Source organism: Gluconacetobacter takamatsuzukensis, from assembly GCF_014174275.1.
Lineage (GTDB): Bacteria > Pseudomonadota > Alphaproteobacteria > Acetobacterales > Acetobacteraceae > Gluconacetobacter > Gluconacetobacter takamatsuzukensis.
Genome location: NZ_JABEQK010000008.1, coordinates 74757 through 97006, shown reverse-complemented (window position 1 = coordinate 97006; position 22250 = coordinate 74757). Strand labels below are relative to the sequence as shown.

Annotated in this window: 21 protein-coding genes; 6 read left to right on the top strand and 15 right to left on the bottom strand. The window is 66.8% G+C overall.

Annotated elements, in window-relative coordinates; genetic code table 11:
- Window positions 1-36: 36 nt before the first annotated feature.
- Complete coding sequence (locus HLH27_RS11500; protein WP_182950175.1) at window positions 37-2712, bottom strand: TonB-dependent receptor plug domain-containing protein; 2676 nt, start codon at window positions 2710-2712, stop codon at window positions 37-39.
- Between the two features lie 463 nt (window positions 2713-3175).
- Here HLH27_RS11500 and HLH27_RS11495 point away from each other — a divergent pair, with 463 nt between their 5' ends.
- Window positions 3176-4129, top strand: a complete 954-nt coding sequence (locus HLH27_RS11495) for a DMT family transporter (protein WP_246375813.1) — start codon at window positions 3176-3178, stop codon at window positions 4127-4129.
- A gap of 137 nt (window positions 4130-4266) precedes the next feature.
- Complete coding sequence (locus tag HLH27_RS11490; protein WP_182950174.1) at window positions 4267-5274, top strand: NAD(P)-dependent oxidoreductase; 1008 nt, start codon at window positions 4267-4269, stop codon at window positions 5272-5274.
- A gap of 34 nt (window positions 5275-5308) precedes the next feature.
- On the opposite strand, the gene HLH27_RS11485 is transcribed toward HLH27_RS11490, so the two are convergent.
- A complete protein-coding gene (locus tag HLH27_RS11485) occupies window positions 5309-6508 on the bottom strand; it encodes an SMP-30/gluconolactonase/LRE family protein (protein ID WP_182950173.1) in 1200 nt (399 codons plus the stop codon).
- Between the two features lie 270 nt (window positions 6509-6778).
- Between HLH27_RS11485 and HLH27_RS11480 the strand changes: the two genes are divergently transcribed.
- Window positions 6779-7417: a LysE family transporter gene (locus HLH27_RS11480; protein WP_182950172.1), complete on the top strand. Its 639-nt coding sequence runs from the start codon at window positions 6779-6781 to the stop codon at window positions 7415-7417.
- A gap of 131 nt (window positions 7418-7548) precedes the next feature.
- Here HLH27_RS11480 and HLH27_RS11475 read toward each other — a convergent pair whose 3' ends face one another.
- A complete protein-coding gene (locus tag HLH27_RS11475) occupies window positions 7549-8331 on the bottom strand; it encodes an SDR family NAD(P)-dependent oxidoreductase (protein WP_182950171.1) in 783 nt (260 codons plus the stop codon).
- A 108-nt stretch (window positions 8332-8439) separates the two neighbouring features.
- On the opposite strand from HLH27_RS11475, the gene HLH27_RS11470 reads away from it, so the two are divergent.
- A complete protein-coding gene (locus HLH27_RS11470; RefSeq protein WP_182950170.1) occupies window positions 8440-9348 on the top strand; it encodes a LysR family transcriptional regulator in 909 nt (302 codons plus the stop codon).
- Here HLH27_RS11470 and HLH27_RS11465 read toward each other — a convergent pair.
- From HLH27_RS11465 to HLH27_RS11415, 11 genes are all read right to left on the bottom strand, one after another.
- The gene (locus tag HLH27_RS11465) at window positions 9341-10372 is read right to left on the bottom strand and encodes a fatty acid desaturase family protein (protein WP_182950169.1); all 1032 of its coding nucleotides are present in this window, start codon (window positions 10370-10372) and stop codon (window positions 9341-9343) included. The genes HLH27_RS11470 and HLH27_RS11465 overlap by 8 nt on opposite strands.
- A 306-nt stretch (window positions 10373-10678) precedes the next feature.
- Entirely contained in the window at window positions 10679-11467 is a 789-nt protein-coding gene (locus HLH27_RS11460) for a hypothetical protein (RefSeq protein ID WP_182950168.1), read from the bottom strand.
- The gene (locus HLH27_RS11455) at window positions 11467-12201 is read right to left on the bottom strand and encodes a hypothetical protein (RefSeq protein ID WP_182950274.1); all 735 of its coding nucleotides are present in this window, start codon (window positions 12199-12201) and stop codon (window positions 11467-11469) included. The genes HLH27_RS11460 and HLH27_RS11455 overlap by 1 nt, the downstream gene beginning before the upstream one ends.
- A 114-nt stretch (window positions 12202-12315) precedes the next feature.
- Window positions 12316-12795, bottom strand: coding sequence for a hypothetical protein (locus tag HLH27_RS11450; protein ID WP_182950259.1), 480 nt, complete (start codon window positions 12793-12795; stop codon window positions 12316-12318).
- The gene (locus HLH27_RS11445) at window positions 12795-13214 is read right to left on the bottom strand and encodes a hypothetical protein (protein ID WP_182950167.1); all 420 of its coding nucleotides are present in this window, start codon (window positions 13212-13214) and stop codon (window positions 12795-12797) included. The genes HLH27_RS11450 and HLH27_RS11445 overlap by 1 nt, the downstream gene beginning before the upstream one ends.
- A gap of 60 nt (window positions 13215-13274) precedes the next feature.
- Window positions 13275-14174, bottom strand: a complete 900-nt coding sequence (locus HLH27_RS11440; RefSeq protein ID WP_182950166.1) for a phage tail protein — start codon at window positions 14172-14174, stop codon at window positions 13275-13277.
- 157 nt (window positions 14175-14331) lie between these two features.
- Complete coding sequence (locus tag HLH27_RS11435; protein WP_182950165.1) at window positions 14332-15015, bottom strand: hypothetical protein; 684 nt, start codon at window positions 15013-15015, stop codon at window positions 14332-14334.
- Window positions 15009-15488 (bottom strand): GNAT family N-acetyltransferase, encoded by a 480-nt coding sequence (locus HLH27_RS11430; RefSeq protein ID WP_182950164.1) that lies wholly within the window; start codon window positions 15486-15488, stop codon window positions 15009-15011. Before HLH27_RS11430 ends, HLH27_RS11435 begins: the two co-directional genes overlap by 7 nt.
- Window positions 15485-15829: a hypothetical protein gene (locus HLH27_RS11425; protein WP_182950163.1), complete on the bottom strand. Its 345-nt coding sequence runs from the start codon at window positions 15827-15829 to the stop codon at window positions 15485-15487. Before HLH27_RS11425 ends, HLH27_RS11430 begins: the two co-directional genes overlap by 4 nt.
- A 128-nt stretch (window positions 15830-15957) precedes the next feature.
- The gene (locus tag HLH27_RS11420; protein ID WP_182950162.1) at window positions 15958-16149 is read right to left on the bottom strand and encodes a DUF1272 domain-containing protein; all 192 of its coding nucleotides are present in this window, start codon (window positions 16147-16149) and stop codon (window positions 15958-15960) included.
- A complete protein-coding gene (locus tag HLH27_RS11415) occupies window positions 16142-16543 on the bottom strand; it encodes a rhodanese-like domain-containing protein (protein WP_182950161.1) in 402 nt (133 codons plus the stop codon). The genes HLH27_RS11420 and HLH27_RS11415 overlap by 8 nt, the downstream gene beginning before the upstream one ends.
- 78 nt (window positions 16544-16621) lie before the next feature.
- Here HLH27_RS11415 and ftrA point away from each other — a divergent pair, with 78 nt between their 5' ends.
- Together ftrA and HLH27_RS11405 are read left to right on the top strand one after the other, a co-directional pair.
- Window positions 16622-17608, top strand: a complete 987-nt coding sequence (ftrA, locus tag HLH27_RS11410) for a transcriptional regulator FtrA (RefSeq protein ID WP_246375811.1) — start codon at window positions 16622-16624, stop codon at window positions 17606-17608.
- 131 nt (window positions 17609-17739) lie between these two features.
- Window positions 17740-19389, top strand: a complete 1650-nt coding sequence (locus HLH27_RS11405) for a glycoside hydrolase family 32 protein (protein ID WP_182950160.1) — start codon at window positions 17740-17742, stop codon at window positions 19387-19389.
- Between the two features lie 6 nt (window positions 19390-19395).
- On the opposite strand, the gene HLH27_RS11400 is transcribed toward HLH27_RS11405, so the two are convergent.
- On the bottom strand, window positions 19396-22080 hold the full coding sequence (locus HLH27_RS11400) for a GMC oxidoreductase (RefSeq protein WP_182950159.1): 2685 nt from the start codon (window positions 22078-22080) through the stop codon (window positions 19396-19398).
- Window positions 22081-22250: the final 170 nt, after the last annotated feature.

The window sequence follows — 22250 nt, the reverse complement described above, 5'->3', positions numbered from 1 at the left end:
ATACCGGGAAGGCTCCCGGTATCCACGCCGCCTCCGTCAGAACGTGGCGTTCAGACGGCCATAGTAGTAGCCACCGGTGATCGGCACCTGCAGCGAGAACTGGTCGTAAACCTGGGCACCGTAGGAGTTGACGTCCTGCGAGACCTTGCGGGGGCGAACGTTGAAGACGTTGTTCGCGCCGACGGCGAAGTGCAGGTGCTTGGTGAACTGATACCCGATTTCGATATCCGTCAGCCAGCGCGGCGTGTTCTTGAACTCCTTGAAGCAGGTGTTCGAATACTGGATCGAACCGCCGTCCGAGCACATGATGTTGGCATTCGACCAATCCTGATACTGCATCATGTCGGTCGTCTGGCCATAGCGGGTCTGGCGAACGTTCACGTCCAGCTTGCCGACCTTGTAGTAGGCATTCAGGATGATCTTGCTGCGCGGATAGGCCGTGGTGATGTAGCCGATATTCTGCGCGTTCAGGATCGCCGACCCGTTCGGAGCCGTGCCGTTGTGATGCAGGCGCGTCCGGTTCAGGTCCAGCGCCATGCTCAGGTCCAGATTGCCGTACTGGTGCAGGTGGAAGCTGTAATCCGCCTTGATGTCCAGGCCCTGCGTGCGGGTGCTGGCACCGTTGGTCAGGTAATAGGCGCTGTCCTGCGACGTATCGTCCAGCGCCGGCCCGGCCAGCGTATAGCCCATCGCCTGGATCGCGTTAACCGCCGCGTCGCCGGTGATCGTGCCGCCGCCGACGATCCGGTTGCGCAGGTTGATCTGGTAGACGTCGGTCTCGATATGGAACCCGTCGATCGGCTCGAGGACGATACCGCCCGACGCGCTGACCGACTGCTCGGGCTTCAGCGGCTGCGCGCCGACGGCCTTGGCCGCTGCCGAATCCACCGCCAGCATGCCGGCGGCGCTGGAGGGGCCGACATTCATCGCGCTGTAATGCTGCTCGGCCAGCGTCGGCGCACGGAAGCCGGTGCTGATCGTGCCGCGGATCGCGATGCGACGCGTGAAGTCGTAGCGGGTCGAAACCTTGCCGTTCTGGGTGTTGCCCACGTCGGTGTAGTGCTCGAACCGGCCGGCGAAATCCAGGTCCCAGTGCTTGGTCAGGTGGAAATCGCCATCGATATACGCGGCGAAGATGTTGCGGCTCCAGCTGCCGGCGCTCTGCGGGCCAAGGCCGGCATAACCTTGCGTGCCGCCCAGCTCATACGAGTTCGGGTTGCCCGCCGTGATCTGGTAGGTTTCCAGACGATGCTCGCCACCGACCGCCAGCGTCATCGGGACGACATTGGCGATGTTGAAATGGCGGCGGAAATCCAGGTTGTTGGTCCACTGCGCCATGCGGTACGTTTCCGCCAGCGTCGAGCTGGGCGAATAGCCGCACCCTTCCGACGAATAATAGGCGCTGCTGGGGTTGGTCGAGCAGGTCGAGGCCAGCATGCCGGTATTGGCGGTGTTCTTGTTGCCGATCTTCGTGCCGTCGGCGCCGTAGGTCGAGCTGGCATCCCAGTCCCAGTCGCCGAACAGCTCGTTGCCCTTCAGGCCCATGGTCACGGCATAGTCGTTTTCCTCGTTCGTCTCGCGCGGCGAGAAGCCGGCGGGATACATCGAGGGCGCACGGGTCGGGATACGATAGTTCTCATACGCCTCGCCATGACGATGCGCATAGGTCAGGTTGCCGTAGAACTGCAGGCGGTCGCCGATGATGTCCTTGCCCCAATCCATCCCGAAATTCTCTCGGGTTTCCTCGGGACGGCCCATGATGTGGTTGGAATCGGTGGGCACGTTCAGCGAGCCGGTATAATTGGCGCCCGTATAGGCACCGGCCGGCGCGGCGCTCAGCGGCAGCAGGCGATGGTCCGTCGACGGCGCGACGAAGAAGTCGGTGTGATAGACCTGACCGCTGATGTGGAGGAAGCCGTCATTGCCCCACTTGAAGCCGGCATCGCCATTCACCTGGTACTGCCACGCCTGGCCACTATAGGCATTGGCGCCGGTCGTGGCGCTCAGGTTGTAGCCGTGATCCTGCTTCTTGGTGATGATGTTGACCACGCCGGCGATCGCGTCCGATCCATACATGGCCGCCGCGCCGTCTTCCAGCACTTCGATATGGTCGATCATGTTGGAAGGCAGCGTGTTCAGGTCCGCGCCGGTCGAGCCGAACTGCGGGCCGGCATCGGCCACGATGTTCGCCGTCACGTGGCGGCGCTTGCCGTCGACCAGCACCAGCACTTCGTTCGGGCCCAGGCCGCGCATCTGGATGGACTGCGTCAGCGCCGCGGAGTCCGCGGCCATGGCAACCACGTTGATCGAGGCATAGGTCTTCGTCAGCGCGTCCGACAGGTTCATCTGGCCCGAACGGGTCAGGGTCGCCGCCGTGACCACCGAAATGGGCGAGGTGCTCTGGCGCGCATGACGGTGGGTGTCATGGGTGCCGGTCACGATCACGGCTTCGCCGGAATCCGGCGGCGCATGATAGACGGGCTCGATGGCCGGCGTGGCCCGCACGACCGAAGCCGGGGCCGCAGCCGCCGCTGCCGGAGCCGCCTTGGTGGTGGAACGGGCAGGAGCACTGACCCCCTTCTTGGCCTTCGCCGCATGGCGATGACTGGCCGTCGACGTTCCCGACGTCGTGGCAGTTTGCGCCACCGCAGCGGCGACGTCGAACTGAATGGCTAAAATCGTGGCCGCGATAAGGCTTCGCCTCAGGGTCATAGACTTAACGTGCTCCCGCGAACGTCGTTACTTTACCGACCCATCAGGCCCCGGAACCCGACCTTAATTCAATACCGAATCCTAACTGGCCGTAACGATTTCGGAATGTATGACATTTTTATCACAATCGCCGTCCCGCCCAAGGGAATACCCTGCTATAACAATGACATTAAACGGTTAATTCATGTTTTCTGGAACACACCCCCCGAAAATCCCGACCCGGAACCGCAATAAATTCCCGTAATGTCCGGCACCCGACTCTTTGCCGACCCGAATCGTTCCATACAAAAAATATATAAGACCTTTTCCAGGGGTCGCGAGATTCCCCCTTCGGCTCGGCCGATGGCCCTCCCCCTCGCGCCACGCCCGCCCGGCACGCCGGATGCCAGCTCCGCCCTCCCGGCATTGGCCCCCGTCCCACTTGCTGCCAAGGTAGGGGCCGGCAAGAGGGGGGCATATCGCAATGGGTTTCAAGGCGCTCTTCTCGGGCATGGCCCTGGCGTTCACCGCCTATGCCCTGTTCTCGATCAGCGACGCGTTCTCCAAATTGCTGGCCGGGTCGCTCAACCCGTTCGAGGTCGCGTTCTCCAGCGGCGTCTTCGGCCTGCTGCTCCTGCCCTTCGTCCGCAAGCCGCACGAATCCTATCTGGATGTCTTCCGGCCGCGCCAGCGCGCCACCTGGGTCCTGCGGGCCGCGTGCGTCTTCGTGGCGACCGCCGCCAGCGTGAAGGCCTTCATGCTGCTGTCGATGCCCGAGGCCCTGTCGCTGATGTTCCTGATGCCGCTGTTCGTCACCATCCTGTCGGTGACGCTGCTGAAGGAAAAGGTCGCGGCCTGGGCCTGGCTGGCCGTCATCCTCGGCTTCGTCGGCGTGCTGATCGTGCTGCGCCCCGGCGTGCGCCCGCTCAATCTGGGGCATCTGTGCGCCCTGACCGCCGCCTTCGCCAATGCCGGCAGCGTCATCGCCTACCGCCTGTCCAGCGCGGAGACGGTCCGCCTGTCGCTGCTGGGCTCCAGCCTCGTGGGCCCGCTGGTGGGCGACGGCCTGCTGATGGGGCTCAACGCCACCTGGCCCGCCACCGCACAGGCCTGGATCTACCTGTTCGGCTACGGGTTCCTGGCCGCCCTCGGCCAGCTCCTGATGATGCTGGCCACCGCCCGCGCCCCGGCCAACCGCGTGGCCCTGCCGCAATACAGCCAGATGGTCTGGGCCGTGGCATTCAGCTACCTGCTGTTCCACCAGCCGCTGGATGGCTGGACCTTCGTGGGCATCGTCGTCCTCACGGCCTCCGGCCTGCTGAACTGGGTGCGCCAGCGCCTCCAGCACGAACGCCTGGCCATCGAGGCCCGCCTGCACCGCTGGGAACACCCCACCCCCCACCCGACCGCGGGCCAGGCAAGCCCCCCTCCCCGCTAGCCCCCCCCCTCCCGGCGGCAGCACTCCCCCGGCGGAACGCTCCCACACAAGTCAAAGACAGGGCCGCGCGAAGCGCCTATCCAGAAGACCATCTGCCCCGCCCCGCGCGGCATCGGCCATCCCGGAGAGCCCACGCCATGAAGATCGTCCTGTTTTCGGCCGACGAGGCCGAGACCGCCAAAGCCGTCGCAGCGCTCGACCCCACCTTCACGGTCACGCCGGTGGCGGCGCCGATCGATGCAAGCATCGTGGACACCTATGCCGACGCCCAGATCGTCAGCGGTTTCGCCGGATGCGATTTCAGCGCCGCCATCCTCTCCCGGCTGCCGAACCTCCGCTTCATCGCCATCCGCGCGACCGGGTTCGATTCCGTCGATCTCGATTACTGCCGCGCCCACGGCATCAAGGTCTCCAACGTGCCCGTCTATGGCGACAGCACGGTGGCGGAACACGCGTTCGGCCTGCTGCTGGCCCTGTCGCGCTGGACGGTCCCGTGCGCCGAGGCCACCCGGCGCGGCGATTTCGCCTACACCCCGCCCCGGGGCTTCGAACTGCGCGGCAAGGTCTTCGGCGCCATCGGCACCGGCCATATCGGCCGCCGGGCGATCGAGATGGCGCACGGATTCGGCATGAGCGTCCTCGCCTACGACGCCCGCCCCTCCCCCGCGCTGCGCGACGCCCCGAACGTCCGCTACGCCCCGCTGGACGACCTGCTGGTCCAGGCCGACATCGTCAGCCTGCACGTCCCCGCCACCCCCGAAACCGACGGCATGATCGGCGAACGCCAGTTCGCCCTCATGAAGCGCGGCGCGGTGCTGATCAACACGGCACGCGGCCAGGTCGTGGACAACGAAGCCCTGATCCGCGCGCTGCAAAGCGGCCACCTGGCGGCGGCGGGCCTGGACGTGCTGCCCGACGAATCCCTGCTGCGCCACCCGGCACCCCTGTTCGCCCCCGACGCCTCCGCCACACCCGCAACGGTGCGCGACGTGCTGGCCGCCCGCGTGCTGGCCAGCATGCCGAACGTGATCGTCACCCCCCACAACGCCTACAACACGGCCGAAGCCTTCCGCCGCATCACCGACACCACCGCCGCCAACATCAAGGCGTTCGTGGAGGGGCACCCCATCAACCTGGTCGACTGACCAGCCTGCCCGGACCCGCGCGCCAGGCAGGCGCTCAGGACAGGCCGGCCCCCTGTGTTTCCAGGCGCAGGCGATAGAGTTCCGGCCCGCAACACATATACAGCTCGTTGCGCTTGGGCCCGCCGAACGTCAGGTTGGAACAGCGGTCGGGCAACCGGATCCGGCCGATCAGCCGGCCCGCCGGGCTGTAGCAGAACACGCCGGCCACCCCCAGCGGCCCGGTGGCGCCGCACCACAGATTGCCGAACACATCGGCCCGCAGCCCGTCCGGCATGGCCTTCTGCCCGTCCAGCATCATGTCGGCGAACACGCGCCGGTTCCGCGGCCGCCCCGCCACCATGTCGAAGACATGGATCACATTCGTCCCCCGCGCCCCCACCTGCCCCGGATCCGGCGCGCTGGAAACGACATAGAGCTTCGTCAGGTCGGGCGAAAAACACAGGCCGTTGGGGCTGGCCACATCCTCCTGCGACAGCACGGCCTCCACCGCGCCGGTCCGCGCATCGATACGGAACGTGTGGTCGGGCTGGCGCTCATGGGCGGCAAACTGGGTCGTGATCTCCGATCCCAGTTGCCAGCGGATACGCCCGGTCGGGTTCGTCCCCACTCCCGGCGCATCCGGATGCCCCTCCACCAGCGTATCGCCATAGGCCGGGTCGGTGAACCAGATCCCCCCATCCCCGGGATGGACGACGACATCGTTGGGCGAATTCAGCGGCCGCCCGTCGCACCGGTCGGCCAGCACGGTGCAACTGCCGTCATGCTCCCAGCGGATGACCCGGCGCATGTCGTGCTCACACGTAATGATCCGCCCTTCCCCGTCCAGCGTATTGCCGTTGCTGTGATAGCTCTCCTGCCGAAAGACCGAACGCGCGCCCGGCCCGTCCTCGTCGGGCGGCACCAGCCGATATTGCTGGCTGCGGATCGTGTCGCTCAGCAGCAGGATGCGGGCCTCGCCCAGCCATGCCGGCCCCTCCAGCCAGCCGCAGCCGGACAGCACGCGCTGGATGGCGGTCCCGGAAAACACCAGGTCGCCGAACGACGCATCCAGCGCGATGACATCCGGATCGGGCAGGAACACGCCCGGCCCCCGCCCCGCCCACCCGCGCGGCGGCTGCGTCGTCACCCCCGGCGGCGCCGGAAGCGGGGGCGCGGCCAGCGCACGCGCCCCCACCAACCCGCCGGCACCGGCCGAGAGAAAACGTGCAAGAAAGGCGCGTCGTGTCGCGTGCATGAAGACGATCCGGTTTGCTGGACTGACCCTGTCAGGCGGGCAGTCAGGGAAGGGGCCGGTCAGGCGCGTCCCCCGTTCTGACATCGAATCCCGCCTCCTTCACCCCTGCCCGTCCCTCATTCGCGGCGAAGTGAACAGCCCGCCCCCGGCCCGCGCCCCCTTCTCCGGACTCTTGCACCGCCTGCGCGATTGTCGTGAAATGCCAACGATCTGCTCTCGCCCCGTGCCTTCACGGACCAAAGAGGCCGAGCCGTCAGGAAAGGACCTCTGATGAACCTTGCACAGGATATGTCCGTCATCGGCGCCATCGCGGCCTTCTGGCTGGTCGCCATGATCGTCCCCGGCCTCGATTTCCTGCTGGTGACGCGGCTGGCGATGATGAAGGGCCGCATGGCCGCGCTGCGGGCAACCCTCGGCATCGCGACCGGCGTCGCGGCATGGGGCCTGGCGGGCTTCTTCGGCATCCGCGCGCTCTTCATCGCCTCGCCCTGGCTCTACACGCTGCTCAAGGTCGGCGGCGGCCTTTACCTGTTCATCCAGGGTGCCCGGCTGTTCGCGGGAAGCTGGAAGGCCACCCCCGCCGACGACCCGTCCGCCAACCCGGCCTTCGCGACGACACGCGCCTTCCGCATGGGGCTGCTGACCAACCTCGCCAACCCCAAGGCCCCCATCTTCGTCTCCAGCCTGTTCGCCGCCGCCCTGCCGCAACATGCGTCCATCGGCCTCGGCCTGACCTGCGTGGGCACGATGTTCGCCATCGCCGTGGCCTGGTTCGCACTGGTCGCGACAGTGCTGAGCCTGGGCCACGTCTCCCGCGCCTTCCTGCGGCTGCGCCACTGGATCGACCGCGTCTCGGGCCTCGCCTTCATGGTTCTCGGCATCCGCTTCGCGACCGAACGAACCGTGTAGCCGTTCTCTTCTTTTTCTGAAGAAAAAGAAGCAAAAAGACTTTTGATCCGTTCAGGGCCATCGCGTGCCCCAGCACAAAACTCCTGAACGAATCAAAGTTTTTTGGTTCTTTTTTTCAAAAAAGAACCGCTTCACACAAACATCCCACCCGAAATCTCGATCCGCTGCGCATTGATCCAGCGGTTTTCCTCCATCAGCAGCGACGCCACCGCCGGCCCGATATCCTCCGGCACACCGGGCCGCCCCAGCGCCGTCACGCTGGCGACGAAGGCGTTGGCCTGCGCGTCGTCGCGCACCACGCCCCCGCCGAAATCGGTCTCGATCGCCCCCGGCGCCACGGTATTGACGGCGATACCGCGCGGGCCCAGTTCCTTGGCCAGATAGCGCGTCAGCACCTCGACCCCGCCCTTCATCGCGGCATAGGCCGCATAGCCGGGCAGGCTGAACCGGGCGAGCCCGCTGGAAAGGTTCACGATCCGCCCGCCATCGGCAATCAGCGGCAGCATCTTCTGGGTCAGGAAGAAGACGCCCTTCAGATGAATATTCATCAGCCGGTCGAAATCGGCTTCGGTTGTCTCGGCGAAGGGGGCATGGATGCCGATCCCGGCATTATTGACCAGAAAATCGAAATCATGCCGCCGCCACACGACCAGCAACGCCCGCTTCACCTCCTCCGCAAAGGCTGAAAAGCCGCTCGCCTCCCCGGTATCCAGCCGCAGCATCACGGCCCGCCGCCCCAGTGCCTCGATCGACGCCGCCGTGGCATCGGCTTCTTCCTTGTTGCTGTGATAGGTGCCGATCACGTCCACCCCCTTGCGGGCGAGCGCGATCGCCATGCTCCGCCCCAGCCCGCGGCTGGCACCGGTGATCAGGGCGATTTTCGTGCCGTTGGCTGTCGTGCTGTTGGATGTCATGTCGCGATCCTCTCCAGGTCCGTTCGTATCCGATGAACCCAGGATGGCACTTTCCTTCCCGCCCATAATCGGCCAACATCCGCGAACACTATCCGGCAGAACCGAATAATGGACCGTATCGACACCATGCGGGTCTTCGCGAGGGTGGTGGAGCGCCGCAGCTTCATCCGCGCCGCGGAAGATCTCGGCCTCCCCGCCTCGACCGTGACCGACGCGGTCAAGACGCTGGAAGCGCGGCTCAAGGTCCGGCTGCTGCACCGCACGACGCGGCAGGTCCGCGCAACGCTGGACGGCGAGGCCTATTACCAGCGCTGCCTGACGATCCTCGACGATATCGAAGAGGCCGAGAGCGCCTTCAGCGGCACCCGCCCGCGCGGCGTACTCCGCGTCGATGTCCAGGGCGCGCAGGCCCGGCGCCTCATCGTGCCCGCCCTCCCGCATTTCTTCGCCGCCTACCCCGACATCACGCTCTATCTCAGCGAGACCGACCGTTTCATCGACCTGGTCCGCGAAGGCGTCGATTGCGCGCTGCGCACTGGCGAGCCGAAGGACAGCGACCTGATCGCCCGGCGCGTCGCCCTGCTGCCCGAAGTAACGGTCGCCTCCCCCGCCTATCTGGACCGGTTCGGCACCCCCGAACGATGGAACAGGCTGGACGGCCATCGCATGATCGGCTTCCATTCCTCCGCCACCGGCGGCGTGCTGCCGCTGGAATTCATGGCGGAGGGCACGCTCCGGACGGTGATGCTGCCGTCGGTGCTCACGGTCAACGGGGCCGATACCTACAAGGCGGCCGCATTACAGGGGCTCGGCCTGATCCAGGTGCCGCGCTACGCCGTGGCGCAGAACCTCGCGGACGGTACCCTGGTGGAATGCCTGCCCGACACCCCGCCCTCCGCCTCGCCGGTCTACGTGCTGTATCCGCGCAACCGCCAGCTCAGCCTGCGGGTCCGCATCTTCATCGACTGGATCGCAACCCTGTACGGCCGACAGATCCCCGACACCGCCGTCAGGTGACGGAACGCAGATCCACCATGGTCCGCGTTTCCTCGTCCCACAGCACGTTCAGCCGCGCCTCGCGCACCCCGTCCCGCCAGGTCAGGATCTTCACGTTCTGGAAAACTTGATGCGCATTGTGGCAGTCCACCAGCCGGTAATTGGGAATGCCGGGTGCCGCGTGATGCACGTGATGTGTGCCGATATCGCCGGTAAACCAGCGCCACACCCGGGAAAGACGCATGAACGAACACCCGGTCAGCGCGGCATCGAACGTATTCCATTGCGGGTTCTGCACCCACTGAACACCTTCGAACTTGTGCTGCACCAGAAACATCCAGGCCCCGATCACGGCGGCGGGATAGATCACCATGAAGCTGACCAGCGCCACGAACTTGATCCCGGCGAACCAGACCAGCGCCCCATACCCGCACAACAGGCAGAGATTGGTCAGATAGACCCCCAGCCGCTCCCGCACCCAGTGGCGGGGCGTGTCGAACGCAATCCGGTAGACGATAAAGAAGATGACCGGCGGCATGACGAAGACGTTCAGGATCGGATTCTTGCTGATCCGGTAGAGCGATTGTTTCAGCCGCGTCATCTGCCGGTATTCGGCCACCGTGATGCAGTCCGAATACAGGTCCGACAACCGCCCCCGCGTATCCATGTTGTTCCACGACCCATGATGCAGCCCGTGATGCTTCTTCCAGTGATCGTAGGGCGTCAGCGTCAGCAGCGAACACACCCGCCCCGCCAGGTCGTTGGCCCACCGGCTCCTGAACAGCGAGCCATGGCCGCAATCATGTTGCAGCACGAACGTCCGGATCGACAGGCCGGACGCCAGCGGCGCCAGCACCAGCACCCCCCACCACCCATGCGTCAACCCGGCATAGAGCAGGATGTAGCATGCCAGCAGCAGGCCGATGGTCGAGACGATCTGGAACAGGCTGATCCCGAGATGAGAGCCCTGGTACCGCTTTATCGATCTGATTTCGTTATCGGAATATTCTGAATCCGCCAGTCTGTCCGCCGCAAGATGAGCCATGATATTCCGAAAATTTCCCAAGAACGTAATGTCCTCGACACAGCTTATATTGAACGACCGGCATCAAGGAAGGCACATAATGACGACGACGCATGACATAAAAAATACACCGCCTTTCCAGTCACTCCCCGGCCCACGCCCATGGCGGCGCGGCACGCGCGCCACCTCCGTTGGCTTGCCATCGGCCGTTCCGGCCAACGGAACCTTGGCCAACTCCACCCGATAGGGCCGGGGGCCCCCAGTGCAGCCGGCCGCCCTTTCCGCGATATGTCCAGACCCTGTCGGACCGGAACCCGTTCCCCCGCCTCATCGGGCCGGCGCCGCCCCCTCCAGGAAGGCCGCATTCGCCGCCAGCAGCGCCTCCCAGTCCTGCCCGTCCAGCAGGCCGCCCGCCGGCATCAACTGCCGCCATGCCAGCCCGTGGCACTCCATGATCCGCGACCGCACCCAGCGCCATGTCGCACGCTGGATACCGCCCCAGGTCAGCAGCGACACCACGGACTCCTCCTCCACCCCGTCATAGGCCCAGGCCAGCAGGCAATGCCCACCCCACGACCCGGGCGTCTGGTCGCCGGGCGTGGTCGTGTCCCACACCCCGCCTTCCGCCTGGTCGGCCAGCGCCAGCTGCACGCCCAGATAGGCCGCCCCCATGCCGGCCATGACCAGCCGCACCGCGTTCAGATCGTCCGGCGCCGCCGAACCCCAGACCGGATACAGCACCTGGTCTTCCAGCGCGTAGCCGCCGCGCGCGGCACAGGCCAGCACGTCGACCTCCACCCCACCCCGGTCGGTCGCCGGATCGGCGGGCGTGTAGCCGGTCGCGCGTTCGTAGAACAGGATGGCATCCGCATCGCGCACCGCCACCTGGTACCCGGCCAGCGCCGCCGTGGCACGAACATGGTTGCCGATCCCCGCCGACGTGCAATCGCCCAGCCGGTCATTGCCCAGCATCAGCGGCGCCGGGTCGATCCCCTCGCGGATCAGCCGCGCGGGCGCCCGCCGCGCCATCATCCGCAACCCGCCCAGCAAAGGCTGGCCGGCACGCGTCTCGGCAGGCCGGCAGCCGAGCCGCCGGCCGATGACGGGGTGCGCCATCACACCCCCCGATACAGCGCCGCGCGCACCGCCGGCGCATCCCCGGCCGCCGCCATCGACACGCCCGCAGGTGCCAGCCCCACCGCCGCCTCGATCAGCGGAACGATCTGCTCGGCCGTGGCGATATAACCCGCCACCGCCGGGTCCAGCGCCGAGGCCACGGTGCCGGCAATGGTCAGCACCGTCTGGAACTCCGTCGCCAGCGACGACGCCCAGCCCTTGCCGGTCGCAATGTCGATCGCCCCGCCCGATGCCGCGTCGATCTGCGCCGTCACGGTCCTGATCCCGTCCAGCGCCGCATTCACCTGCGCCACCTGCGCGGCCGACAGATGCGACGACAGGCCCGGAATCGCCTCGATCGCCTGCGCCGCGAAATCGATCGCGCCCGCATCGGCCGCCAGCTCGGCGGTGTCGATGCCGACACTGCCCCCGCCCATCGTGCACGCCCCCAGCCCGGTCGCCATGCCCAGCCCCAGCAGGAGCACGATCGCAGGCCCCCCGCCGCCATCCTTCCCCGGCGTACTGCCCGGCTTCGTCCGGTTCGCGACATTGCGGAAATTCTGCGCCAGCAGGTTCAGCACCCCATAGACCCGCCCATAAGCCGACCCGGCATGCGCCGGCACCGGCAGCCACGGCATCAGCGCCGCACACACACCGCAAAGTGCGGCGACATAGATCACACCCTGAACCGGCACGACCGAGATCAGGGTCTGGAGAATCGTCATCGAATCCATGGATCATTCCATTCCGGATTGTGGAAATTTCCTGCGCCCGTCGTGTGTTTCCCAGCACCGAAGCGCAGGAAACGCGCGCCGGATCGCCGCCAGACCGCATTGACGGTCAGGCGCTCAGGCGGCGATGGCGGCGGCAAAGGCCGCGACATGCACGCTGTCGACAACACCCGCACCCAGCGCGCTGTTGTAGACACGCTTCCAATAGGCACAGAGCCCATCGGCATCGCGCGCATCGGGCACCGGCGCCGGATCGAACACATACTTCACCCGCGCCATCGCGCAGCCATAGCGCAGGTTCCCGATCAGCTGCCGCACGCGCGGAATGTCCGAACAGGTCATGCGCCGCACACGGGTTTGCAGGTCGGCATGCGCCGCATCCTCCATCATGCGCCACAGCGCGTCATGGGTCGCAGGCTCCATCTGCCACATCCCCAGCGCCGGGCCGCCACCGCCCTGCACCAGCCGCGCGGCGCGGGATTCGACCAGCGCCGTGCCCGTCAGCAGGTTCACGGCCGCCGCCCCGCCCAGCCCCAGCCGGTCGAGCACCGGCGCCACCACCCGCCATTTCAGGTCCGAAGGATCGAGTCCGCCCATCATCCCACCCCGCCGCGCATCACACGGCCCAGCCAGTCGACAAAGGGCTGGTAGCCCATCAGCGCCGACATCACGCCCCCCAGCGCAAGCCCGACATTGCGAATCATCCTGACGCCACCAGCAATCTGCGCATTCATCGCAATCAGCGTCCGCTGCGATTCCGCCAGCGGCGCGGTCGTGTCGGCAATCACCGACCGCATCTCCCGCCGCAGATCCCCGATCGCCAGGCGCGTCTGCTCCACGTCGCGGTCGGCCCGCTGGTCCTGGTGCGCGCCCCGCGCCCGCCCCTCGGCCGAAATCTCGACCAGCTTCATCATCATGTCCCTCTGTCCGGCCTCCAGCCGTCCGATCCGCGCATCGTGCTGGCGCAGCGTATCGGACAGGCCCGCCGGATCGGGCAGCGCCTGCGCGTCGTCCATGTCACATCCCCATTTTTCCAAAATGCCGCAATCCGTCGGCACGCTTCCGCTAACGACCGCTCAGCCGCCCACCCCGGCATAGATGATCCGGTTCAGCATCATGGCGGGCGGCATGTTCTGGCTGTCGCCACTGCCCGCCGCGGCGATCGTCACCCCCGTGACGGTGCTGGCCGCCGTCAGCCCCGTCGTCGCGGTGGCGGTCCGCGCCGTCGCCTTTTCCTCGACATCGCCGCCGCCGGCGAACACCGCATCCATCTCGCCGCCCGATCCCTGCGGAACGACGAAGCCACTGCCATGATTGGGCCCATGCCCATGGCCCGGATCGGTCAGCGCATGCGTATGGCCAGGGTCGGTGACGTCATGCGCATGGGCCGGCGCCGCCTGGCTGCCGCCCACCGCCCCCAGTTGCACGCCATTGACGTTCGACCCCGCCATCGTCACCAGGTTGGCGGCCGCCCCACCCATATTGTCGACACCAAACGTCGCCCGCCCCCGCAGATCCGGCAGGCCGAAACTCGTGGCGCCATCGCCCGCGCCATACAGCGTGCCCACCACCCCGAACAGCGCGGCATAGACCGTCCGGCTCACATTCTGCCCGTAACAGAGCAGCCACCCGGCCGGCGCCGCCGCGCCGGCATAATCGACAATGGCCCCCACCGGCACCGCGGCACTCCCGGCCTCGCCCACCGGGTCCATGGTCCAGATCTGGTTGCCGGCGGCATCGCACAGCACGACGGCATAGGCCATCCCGGCGCCGAGGAAGATATTGCCGAACTGCCCGCTCGCATCCGCCACCACCGGGTTGGCATTCGCCACCGTCAGCGCCGCATCGGCATAGGTCGCCAGCAACGTGGTCGTGCCGGTCTGGTAGAAGAACAGGCGCGCCCCGGCACGCGGCACACCCGCCGCATCCACGCTGAAACAGTTGGGCCAGGCAAAACGGGCGGCAGAATATGCCATGCACCACTCCCACGCGCCCCCGGGGCGCATCTCGTTAGGGGGCGGTGCCTGTGCCCTGATGGAAACGGATCATAGCGGGCCGGCGGTGTTCCGGCAATTCCACATTGACAGAAATATCCTTATGCGGAAACGCATTTCCCATGCAGGGCCGTGCCCTTCAGTAGCTGCCGCCGTTGTTGGCGCCGTACAGATTGCCCAGCATGCCGGGCGAATTGTTCGACCCGACCAGTTGCGCCAGCGCGTTGCCGATCCCCGACATCAGCGCGGCATTCGATGCCGTCGTGCCCTGCGCCTGCGCATTGCCCTGCCCGCTCAACGCACTCAGCATCGTGGCCGCCGCCCCGTTGCCCTGGCTCCCCAGCGCGGTCGCCGCCGAACTGCCCATGCCCGCCAGGCTCGACAGCGCATTCATGTAGGTGCCGAACTGCTGGCCGGCATAATTCTCGGCATAATTCTGCAACGCATTCACCTGCCCGCCCGAAAGTGCCAGCCCCCGCGCCGCCGCCGAGCTGTCCAGCGACTGCTCGCCCTGCTGCAACGGAAACTGGTAATAAGGCGTGTCGGTAAACGCCTGATAGGCCGCCGCCGCACCCGATCCCTGCCCCGACGTCCCGCCCGGCAACCCCAGCAGGCTCGCCAGGCTGTACAGCGCATTGGTCCCTGTCCCCATATAGGGCGACAGGTCCTGCGCCGTCTGGCCATAGACAGTCTGCTGAAACTGCTGCGCCTTCGCATAGGCCTGCGCCTGCTCCTGCGCCGCCCGCGACGCGGCGTCGGACCCCATGACCCCGCTCGCGATCGACCCCAGCGCCGACAGCCCGCTGCCAATAGCTGTTACCATGCCCCGATCCACTTCCCATACTGGCGTTCCATTTCCACCCAGCCCAGCCGGCGAAAGATCGGCCCGACATCCAGCGACCGGCCCGAGGGCGCGACATGCAGCTTGGTGCCGGTAATCATCCGCCGCACCCCGCGCGCCGCCAGCGTCCGCTCGGCCTCGCGAAACAGCCGGATGCCCGCCGTCCAGCGCCGATGCGCCGGCCGCACGTAATACAGGTCGAAAAACGCATGGCTGACACTGCGATGATGCAGATGCGGCCACACCAGCGCCACCAGATACCCCGCCAGCACCCTGCCCTCGCGCATCGTCAGCACATGCAGCGCCCCGGCCGCCTCCAGCCGTCCATAGGCTTCCAGGTCCGGGTCGAGCGGCGCACGCTCCTGGTCACTGGCCACCTCGCGAAAATGCGCCTGCCACAGGCCGCGCATCTCCCCCACCACATCGCTCCATGGCTCGACGGCATACTGCGTCACGACACGGTCACCAGCAGCCCGCCCGCCGAAATCGTCAGCGCCCCGGACGCACTCGCCAGCGCCACGATCGCATCGCCCGGCTGCAATACCCGGCCAATTTCATTGGGACTGTTCCAGGTCTGCCCGGGCAGGACCGCCTGGCTGAACGTCGTGGCCGTCGCCGGTCCCGCCGCCGCGCCGGAAGGCACCAGATACAGCGTGACCGACGCCGGCACCGTGCCCACATTGCACACGCCCAGACTGTCGATCCGCGCAATCACCCCCGCCGGCGCCGTATAAAGCGCGGCCACCGCACCGGGCACGGCCTGCGCGGGAATCAGGGCAGCGGGCTGAACGGACATGGCATCGACCTTCGCACAACGCCTGCACAAGGAGGCCGGATGGCGAGCGATGCCTGCGCCCGATGCCCGTTTCTATCCCACGAAGCGTTTTCCACACAAGACGAAGAATCGCGCCACGCTCTCCCCCGTCACGCGGCATCGGCCGCCATGCGACGCGGCCGCCCGACCAGCTCACCCCCACAATTCGGGCACCGATGCTCCAGCACCCGCACCGCACAGGCGACGCAGAACGTGCATTCGAACGAACAGATCACCGCCTCGCCCGACGCAGGCGGCAACGCCCCGCCGCAACGGCCGCATTCGGGACGCATCTCAAGCATCGGAAACCGCCCGAAGGGCAAAGCCTTCATCCAGCCACCCCGCGACACCACCGGCCATGATCTTCACCGGCCGCCCCAGCCGGGCCAGGCGCAACGCCCCCCGTGCCGCGCCATTGCAATGCGGCCCCGCGCAATAGGTCACGAAGACCGTCTCCCCCGGCCACTCCGCCATGCGCGCGGCCGTGATCTTTCCATGCGGGATGTTGATCGCCCCCGCCACATGCCCGCGCGCGAACAGGTCCGGCCCCCGTACATCGAGCAACACGAAATCCGCCTGCCCGCACAAGGCCTCATGCACATCCCAGCAATCGGTCTCGAACCCGAACAGCGCGGAAAAATGCGCGACGGCCTCGGCCGGCGACGCCGGCGGAATGGTGGTGACGGATGTTGCCATCGCAATGCTCCCGGTTTCTCTCCCCGCCAGCATCCCTTCCGCGCGCCGCGCTTGCAATTGGCACAAACGCCAATCATCATGCAGATCATGCCAAACACCACCGGCCCGCTGGTCGCCGCCCTGCTCTATGACGGCCTCTGCACGTTCGAATTCGGCATCGTGTCCGAAATCTTCGGCCTGCCGCGCCCCGAAATGGGCCCGGGCTGGTACCGCTTCGCCAGTTGCGCCGTCGAATCCGGCCCCCTGCGCGCCCATGGCGGCTTCCGCATCCTCCCCGACCATGGGCCGGACTTGCTGGATCGGGCCGACCTGATCGTCATCCCCGGCTGGAAGGGCGCCGAGGCACCGGTCCCACCCGCGCTCGTGACGCAGTTGCGCCAGGCCCACGCGCGCGGGGCCCGGCTGGCATCCATCTGCTCGGGCGCCTTCGTGCTCGCGGCCACCGGCCTGCTCGACGGCGCGCCGGTCACGACCCACTGGCGCCATGCACAGGCCCTGCAACGCCGCTTCCCCGCCCTCCAGGTCGACAGCGCATCGCTCTATCGCGAAACCGGCCGCCTCTTCACCTCCGCCGGCAGCGCCGCCGGCATCGACCTGCTGATCGAAATCGTCCGCCAGGATTTCGGGCCGGCCGCCGCCAATTCCGTGGCCCGCCGCATCGTCATGCCCGCCCACCGCACCGGTGGCCAGGCGCAGTTCCTGGAACGCCCCGTCAGCCTGCGCGCCGACACCGACATCACGCCCATCCTCGACCGCGCCCGGCAGGCGCTCGGGGAATCCTGGCCCATCGCCCGCCTGGCCGCCGAAGCCGGCATGAGCCGCCGCAGCTTCGAACGCCGCGTGGTCGCGGCCACCGGCATGCCGGTCGGCGAATGGCTGGCCGCCGAACGCATCGAGGCCGCCAAGACGATCCTGCGCGAAACCGCCCGACCGATGGAAGAAGTCGCGGAAGCCGCCGGATTCGGCAGTGTCTTCGCGCTCCGCCACCATTTCCGCAACCGCGTCAAACTCAGCCCCGGCGAATACCGCCGCAACTTCACCCGCCACCCGTCCGCGCCGACGTGAAACGACACCCATACGATTTCACGATGCCGCCATATTCGTCACTTTATCGTAACAAGCAACGACCTGTACGTCCTTCCCACCCACTGACAGATCGCGGACGGATCGCACGCGACCGCCAGAAAGTGGAGCCCATGCCCCGTTCCCGCGCCCCCCTTCCCGCCGCCCTCGCCTGCCTGCTCCTCGGCGCCTGCACCACGACACGTCCGGACACCACGGCGCACGGCACGTCCCCGGCCGCCCCGTCACCGACCTATGCCGAAAACCACCGCCCGCAATTCCATTTTTCACCCCCGGCATACTGGATGAACGACCCGAACGGGCTGGTCTGGTTCGACGGCGAATATCACCTCTTCTACCAGCACAACCCCCATTCCGCCGTCTGGGGCCCGATGCACTGGGGCCACGCGGTCTCGCGCGACCTGGTGCACTGGCAAACCCTGCCCGTGGCCTTCGCGCCCGACGAGGACGGCGAGGCCTGGTCCGGCAGCATCGTCGTCGACCAAACCAACAGCAGCGGCCTGGGTCGGGACGGCGTCCCGCCGATGGTGGCGCTCTATACCGCGCACAACCGGGCCTTCAAGGCGGCGGGCCAGGCCCAGCCGGAACACCAGAACCTGGCCTACAGCCAGGACCACGGCCGGACCTGGCGGAAATATGCCGGCAACCCCGTCCTCCCCAATCCGGGAGACCAGAAGAATTTTCGCGACCCCAAGGTCGCCTGGCACGCCCCGTCGCATCGCTGGGTGATGGCCCTGGCGGAAGGCGACCACACCGCCTTCTACAACTCCCCCGACCTGAAAAACTGGCATTATCTCAGCACATTCGGCCAGGGCATGGGTGCGCATGGCGGCGTGTGGGAATGCCCTGACCTGTTCCCGCTGACGGTGCGGGAAAGTGGCGAGACCAGATGGGTCCTGCTGCAAAGCCTGAACGCCGGCGCCCCCAATGGCGGCTCCGGCACGCAATATTTCGTGGGCGATTTCGACGGCACCCGCTTCACCCCCGACCCCCGCTTCGCGGCAGATTCGCAAAGGCAGGGCGGAATATGGCTCGACTGGGGGCGGGACAATTACGCCGTCGTCAGCTGGTCCGGCCTGCCGGCCACCGACGGGCGCCGTCTTACGATCGGCTGGATGGCCAACTGGCAGGACGCGCGCAAGGTGCCGACCGCCCCCTGGCGCGGCGCCATGACGGTGCCGCGCACGCTGGAACTCCACAGGCTGGCGGCAGGATACCGGCTCTCCGCCGCCCCGGTGCGGGAACTCGAAACCCTGCGCGGCACCCCCCGCACCCTGCCCGCCCGCACCATCGACGGCACGCAGGCGCTCGATCTCGCCCCCGCCACCCTCAGCCAGTCGGACATGACGCTCCGCTTCGACCAGCCGGCCGGCGCGGTCCGCTTCGGCCTGCTCTTCTCCAATGCGCGCGGCGAGGCCCTGCGCCTCGGCTATGACGGCACGACCGGCAGCTATTTCACCGACCGCCGCCAAGCCACCGGCCAGAAATTCTCGGACACATTCGCCACCGGCATCCACACCGCCCCCCGCACGGCAACGGGCCCGCACATCACCCTGCGGCTGCTGATGGACGCCGCCTCGCTGGAACTCTTCGCCGATGACGGACAGACGGTGATGACGGAAACCTTCTTTCCCTCCGCCCGCTTCGACCGCGTCGCGCTGTTCAGCGAAGGCGGCAGCACGCGCCTCAACGGCGCAACCCTCTACCCCCTGCACGGCATCTGGCCGGCCCAACCCCCCGCCGAAGGCCGAAACCCCGAGTGATCCGGCCTATGCCTGGTCGCTGTCCCCGCTGAACCCCGTCGCTTCCAGCTTCCGGTTATCGATCCGGAAGAACCCCATCGGATAGCGCGGCGACAGGGTCCTGCCCATCTTGATGCCCTTCAGCACGTCGAACAGCAGCGGCACATTGAACCCCGTCTTCAGCCCGGCCGCCTTCCGCACATCGGCAAAGGTCGGAGAATTCCTGTCGGAGATATTATAGACCTCGATCCCCTTCCCCCCCATCTTCAGCCCCCGCTCCATCAGATGCACCATCGCCCGCGCCGCATGGGTGGACGAGATGAAATGGGAATTCCGATAGAGCGAAAAGATCTTCCGCATCCGGCTCCAGTTCAGCGACTGGACCAGAAAGACCGGGTCCTGCGCCACCGCGATGCGATAGATGTCGATATGCATCCCGTCCTTGTAGCGCGCCAGGATATCCTCCCCCAGGATCTTGCTGCGCGCATATTCCTGCATGAAATATTCGAAGAAATACTGTTTCGCGATCGGCTTGCCCAGGTCGATGCGCGGCGTCTCCTCCGTCACCAGCCGCGTGGTGGGCGACCCATACACGACCATCGAACTCGCCTGCCCGAAATAGGATACGCCCTGCCGCACACAGGCCTGCGCCAGACGTTCCAGGTTCGCGACATTGGCCGTGTCCATTTCCTCCACCTTCGACAGGCTGGCGGCCAGATGGATCACGGCGACGGCCCCATGGACCAGATCGTCGAAGACACTGTCCGCCAGGTCGCTCCGGGCGAAATCGCAATGCACCCACTCCACCCGCACATCGTCGGGGATCGAACTGCGAAACTGCCCCCGGATGCGATATCCGCGCCGGGCAAGCTGCCCGATCACCGCATGCCCCAGATTCCCCGTCGCCCCGGTCACGACGACCAGCGGGCGCGTGTCGTCGTCCATGTGCAGCGCAGACAGGGTCCCGAGCCTGGTTTCCATGATCTCCTCCCGAAGCCTGTCGGCCAGCCGAACGGCCAGCCCCATGATCATCAGGGTCGGGTTGGCATGGCCGCTGGTCGGAAACACCGACGCCCCGACCACATGCAGCCCCCCGACGCCATGAACCTGTAGCGCCGGATCGACCACACTGGTTGCAGGGTCGGTGCCCATCCGCGTCGTGCCGGCCGTATGCGCCATGTCGTAGACGACGAGCGACGCGCTATCGTCCGATGCAAAAGCCGGCGAAAGCCGGAACCCCTTCACCCCGCTCCGTTCCAGATCGTCCATCAGAAGCCGCCCGAACCGCAGCATGCTCCGGCGCAGCGCATCCGATATGTCCCAGCTCACCGCCGCCAGTCGCAGCCCCAGCCGGTCGGTGCGGTCCGACAGCGTAATCCGGTTCCGCTCTTCCGGCGGCTGTTCGGAAATGATGTTCAGCGTCACCTGGTCCAGCCGCCGCCCCCGGCCACCGCCCACATATTCCCGCGCCACCATGTTGGCATTCAGGAACACGGCGGCATCGGCCATCGCCCGCCGGATCTTCTCCGGTATCCTGCGGTAATTCAGCAATTTCCGCCCGACGGAGGACACGACCAGCCCGGCATTGCGCAGCACCGTCAGCCCGTCGCGCACCGGCGCATCGCTCTCCCGCTTCGCCAGCCGCCCCAATGCCACCAGCGGATCGTCATTGGCGATGCTCACCCCGGCAAAGGCCGCCATGTTCGGCATCCGCTCCTCGGCCTGCACCTCCGGCGCCAGCGCCACCCCGCAGGCATACATATAGACCCGGTAATCCTTCTGGAGGGGATAGAACCCCAGAAGCGCCGCCGCCTTCTCGCGATATTCGGGCGCGAAATCCCCCAGCACGATACTGGGATGATCCGTCAGATACCGCCCCACCGGCCCCTGCGCGGCCCCGGGCGACAGCAGCAGAAGCCGCGCATTCTCGATGGTCCCGGCGGCAAGCACGACCTGGTTGCACCGGATCGTCCCGCGATTGCGCCCCGTCAGCGACGAGATCACGTCGACGCCCGTCACCACCCCCTGCTCCACCCGGACCCGCCCCACCGTCGCCTTCAGGAACACCGTCACGCCCCTGTAATCCTCGCCCAGAAAATCGGGGCCGAAGCGCATGACGTCGGTCAGGGCATGGCGCGAGCGGGCAAACTGCCAGAAGAACGACCTGAAATGGCCCAGCCCCGCCAGCTCGGCGGGCTCGCGGCGCCCGATGGCCTTCCAGAAATCCTGCCCCTGCAACAGCGGCCCCAGATCCAGATAGCGCGCGGCCCGCTCCAGAAAGGGCCGCAGCTCCTCCGCCCCGACCGGCCAGCCGGAATCGGGAATCCACGCCCGTTTCGCGTAATCGAGCGCATCGAACGGCGCGACCTTGCCGGCCCATGCGGCCGTCGATCCCCCCAGCACCCGGCAGCGGACACCGAATCTCTGCCGGTCGGCACGCCAGACTTTCAGTTGCGCCTCGTTCTGCCTGCGCCTAGCATCCTGAAGGGCGTCGTCGCGAAGCGACCCCTCGACCTCGACCTCGTTGAGCTCCTCGATCTCGGGCGTCTCCTCCCGATCCCCGCTTTCCAGCACGGCAATCTTCAGATTATGCCCGGCCAGCTCCCGCACCAGCGTCAGCCCGGCGGCCCCCCCACCGACGATCACGATATCGAAAGACCTGGAAAGAGCGGCAGAATCCGACGCAGCTTCAAAATCGACGTAGCCAGTCATACGCGTACCACTCCGGTTATTCTTATTCTATCAATCATCATGCCCGCACGGACGGCAGGCCCTCTTGAGTCTCGTTTTAAAAAGACAAGCTAACGGATTTTCGGAAACGGAAGCAGGAACACACGCGTCCGCCGCCCCGGGCAGATCGTCAAACAATCGTTAAAAACGAA

Bases quoted from the DNA above. Each gene is read 5' to 3' on its own strand.
- HLH27_RS11440 (WP_182950166.1), bottom strand. From the start codon at position 14,174: ATGGCATATTCTGCCGCCCGTTTTGCCTGGCCCAACTGTTTCAGCGTG.
- HLH27_RS11475 (WP_182950171.1), bottom strand. From the start codon at position 8,331: ATGACATCCAACAGCACGACAGCCAACGGCACGAAAATCGCCCTGATC.
- HLH27_RS11500 (WP_182950175.1), bottom strand. From the start codon at position 2,712: ATGACCCTGAGGCGAAGCCTTATCGCGGCCACGATTTTAGCCATTCAG.
- HLH27_RS11415 (WP_182950161.1), bottom strand. From the start codon at position 16,543: ATGGCAACATCCGTCACCACCATTCCGCCGGCGTCGCCGGCCGAGGCC.
- HLH27_RS11460 (WP_182950168.1), bottom strand. From the start codon at position 11,467: ATGGCGCACCCCGTCATCGGCCGGCGGCTCGGCTGCCGGCCTGCCGAG.
- HLH27_RS11465 (WP_182950169.1), bottom strand. From the start codon at position 10,372: ATGGCTCATCTTGCGGCGGACAGACTGGCGGATTCAGAATATTCCGAT.
- HLH27_RS11400 (WP_182950159.1), bottom strand. From the start codon at position 22,080: ATGACTGGCTACGTCGATTTTGAAGCTGCGTCGGATTCTGCCGCTCTT.
- ftrA (WP_246375811.1), top strand. From the start codon at position 16,622: ATGCAGATCATGCCAAACACCACCGGCCCGCTGGTCGCCGCCCTGCTC.
- HLH27_RS11405 (WP_182950160.1), top strand. From the start codon at position 17,740: ATGCCCCGTTCCCGCGCCCCCCTTCCCGCCGCCCTCGCCTGCCTGCTC.
- HLH27_RS11455 (WP_182950274.1), bottom strand. From the start codon at position 12,201: ATGGATTCGATGACGATTCTCCAGACCCTGATCTCGGTCGTGCCGGTT.
- HLH27_RS11480 (WP_182950172.1), top strand. From the start codon at position 6,779: ATGAACCTTGCACAGGATATGTCCGTCATCGGCGCCATCGCGGCCTTC.
- HLH27_RS11435 (WP_182950165.1), bottom strand. From the start codon at position 15,015: ATGGTAACAGCTATTGGCAGCGGGCTGTCGGCGCTGGGGTCGATCGCG.
- HLH27_RS11470 (WP_182950170.1), top strand. From the start codon at position 8,440: ATGGACCGTATCGACACCATGCGGGTCTTCGCGAGGGTGGTGGAGCGC.
- HLH27_RS11495 (WP_246375813.1), top strand. From the start codon at position 3,176: ATGGGTTTCAAGGCGCTCTTCTCGGGCATGGCCCTGGCGTTCACCGCC.
- HLH27_RS11490 (WP_182950174.1), top strand. From the start codon at position 4,267: ATGAAGATCGTCCTGTTTTCGGCCGACGAGGCCGAGACCGCCAAAGCC.
- HLH27_RS11445 (WP_182950167.1), bottom strand. From the start codon at position 13,214: ATGGACGACGCGCAGGCGCTGCCCGATCCGGCGGGCCTGTCCGATACG.
- HLH27_RS11420 (WP_182950162.1), bottom strand. From the start codon at position 16,149: ATGCTTGAGATGCGTCCCGAATGCGGCCGTTGCGGCGGGGCGTTGCCG.
- HLH27_RS11450 (WP_182950259.1), bottom strand. From the start codon at position 12,795: ATGGGCGGACTCGATCCTTCGGACCTGAAATGGCGGGTGGTGGCGCCG.
- HLH27_RS11485 (WP_182950173.1), bottom strand. From the start codon at position 6,508: ATGCACGCGACACGACGCGCCTTTCTTGCACGTTTTCTCTCGGCCGGT.
- HLH27_RS11425 (WP_182950163.1), bottom strand. From the start codon at position 15,829: ATGTCCGTTCAGCCCGCTGCCCTGATTCCCGCGCAGGCCGTGCCCGGT.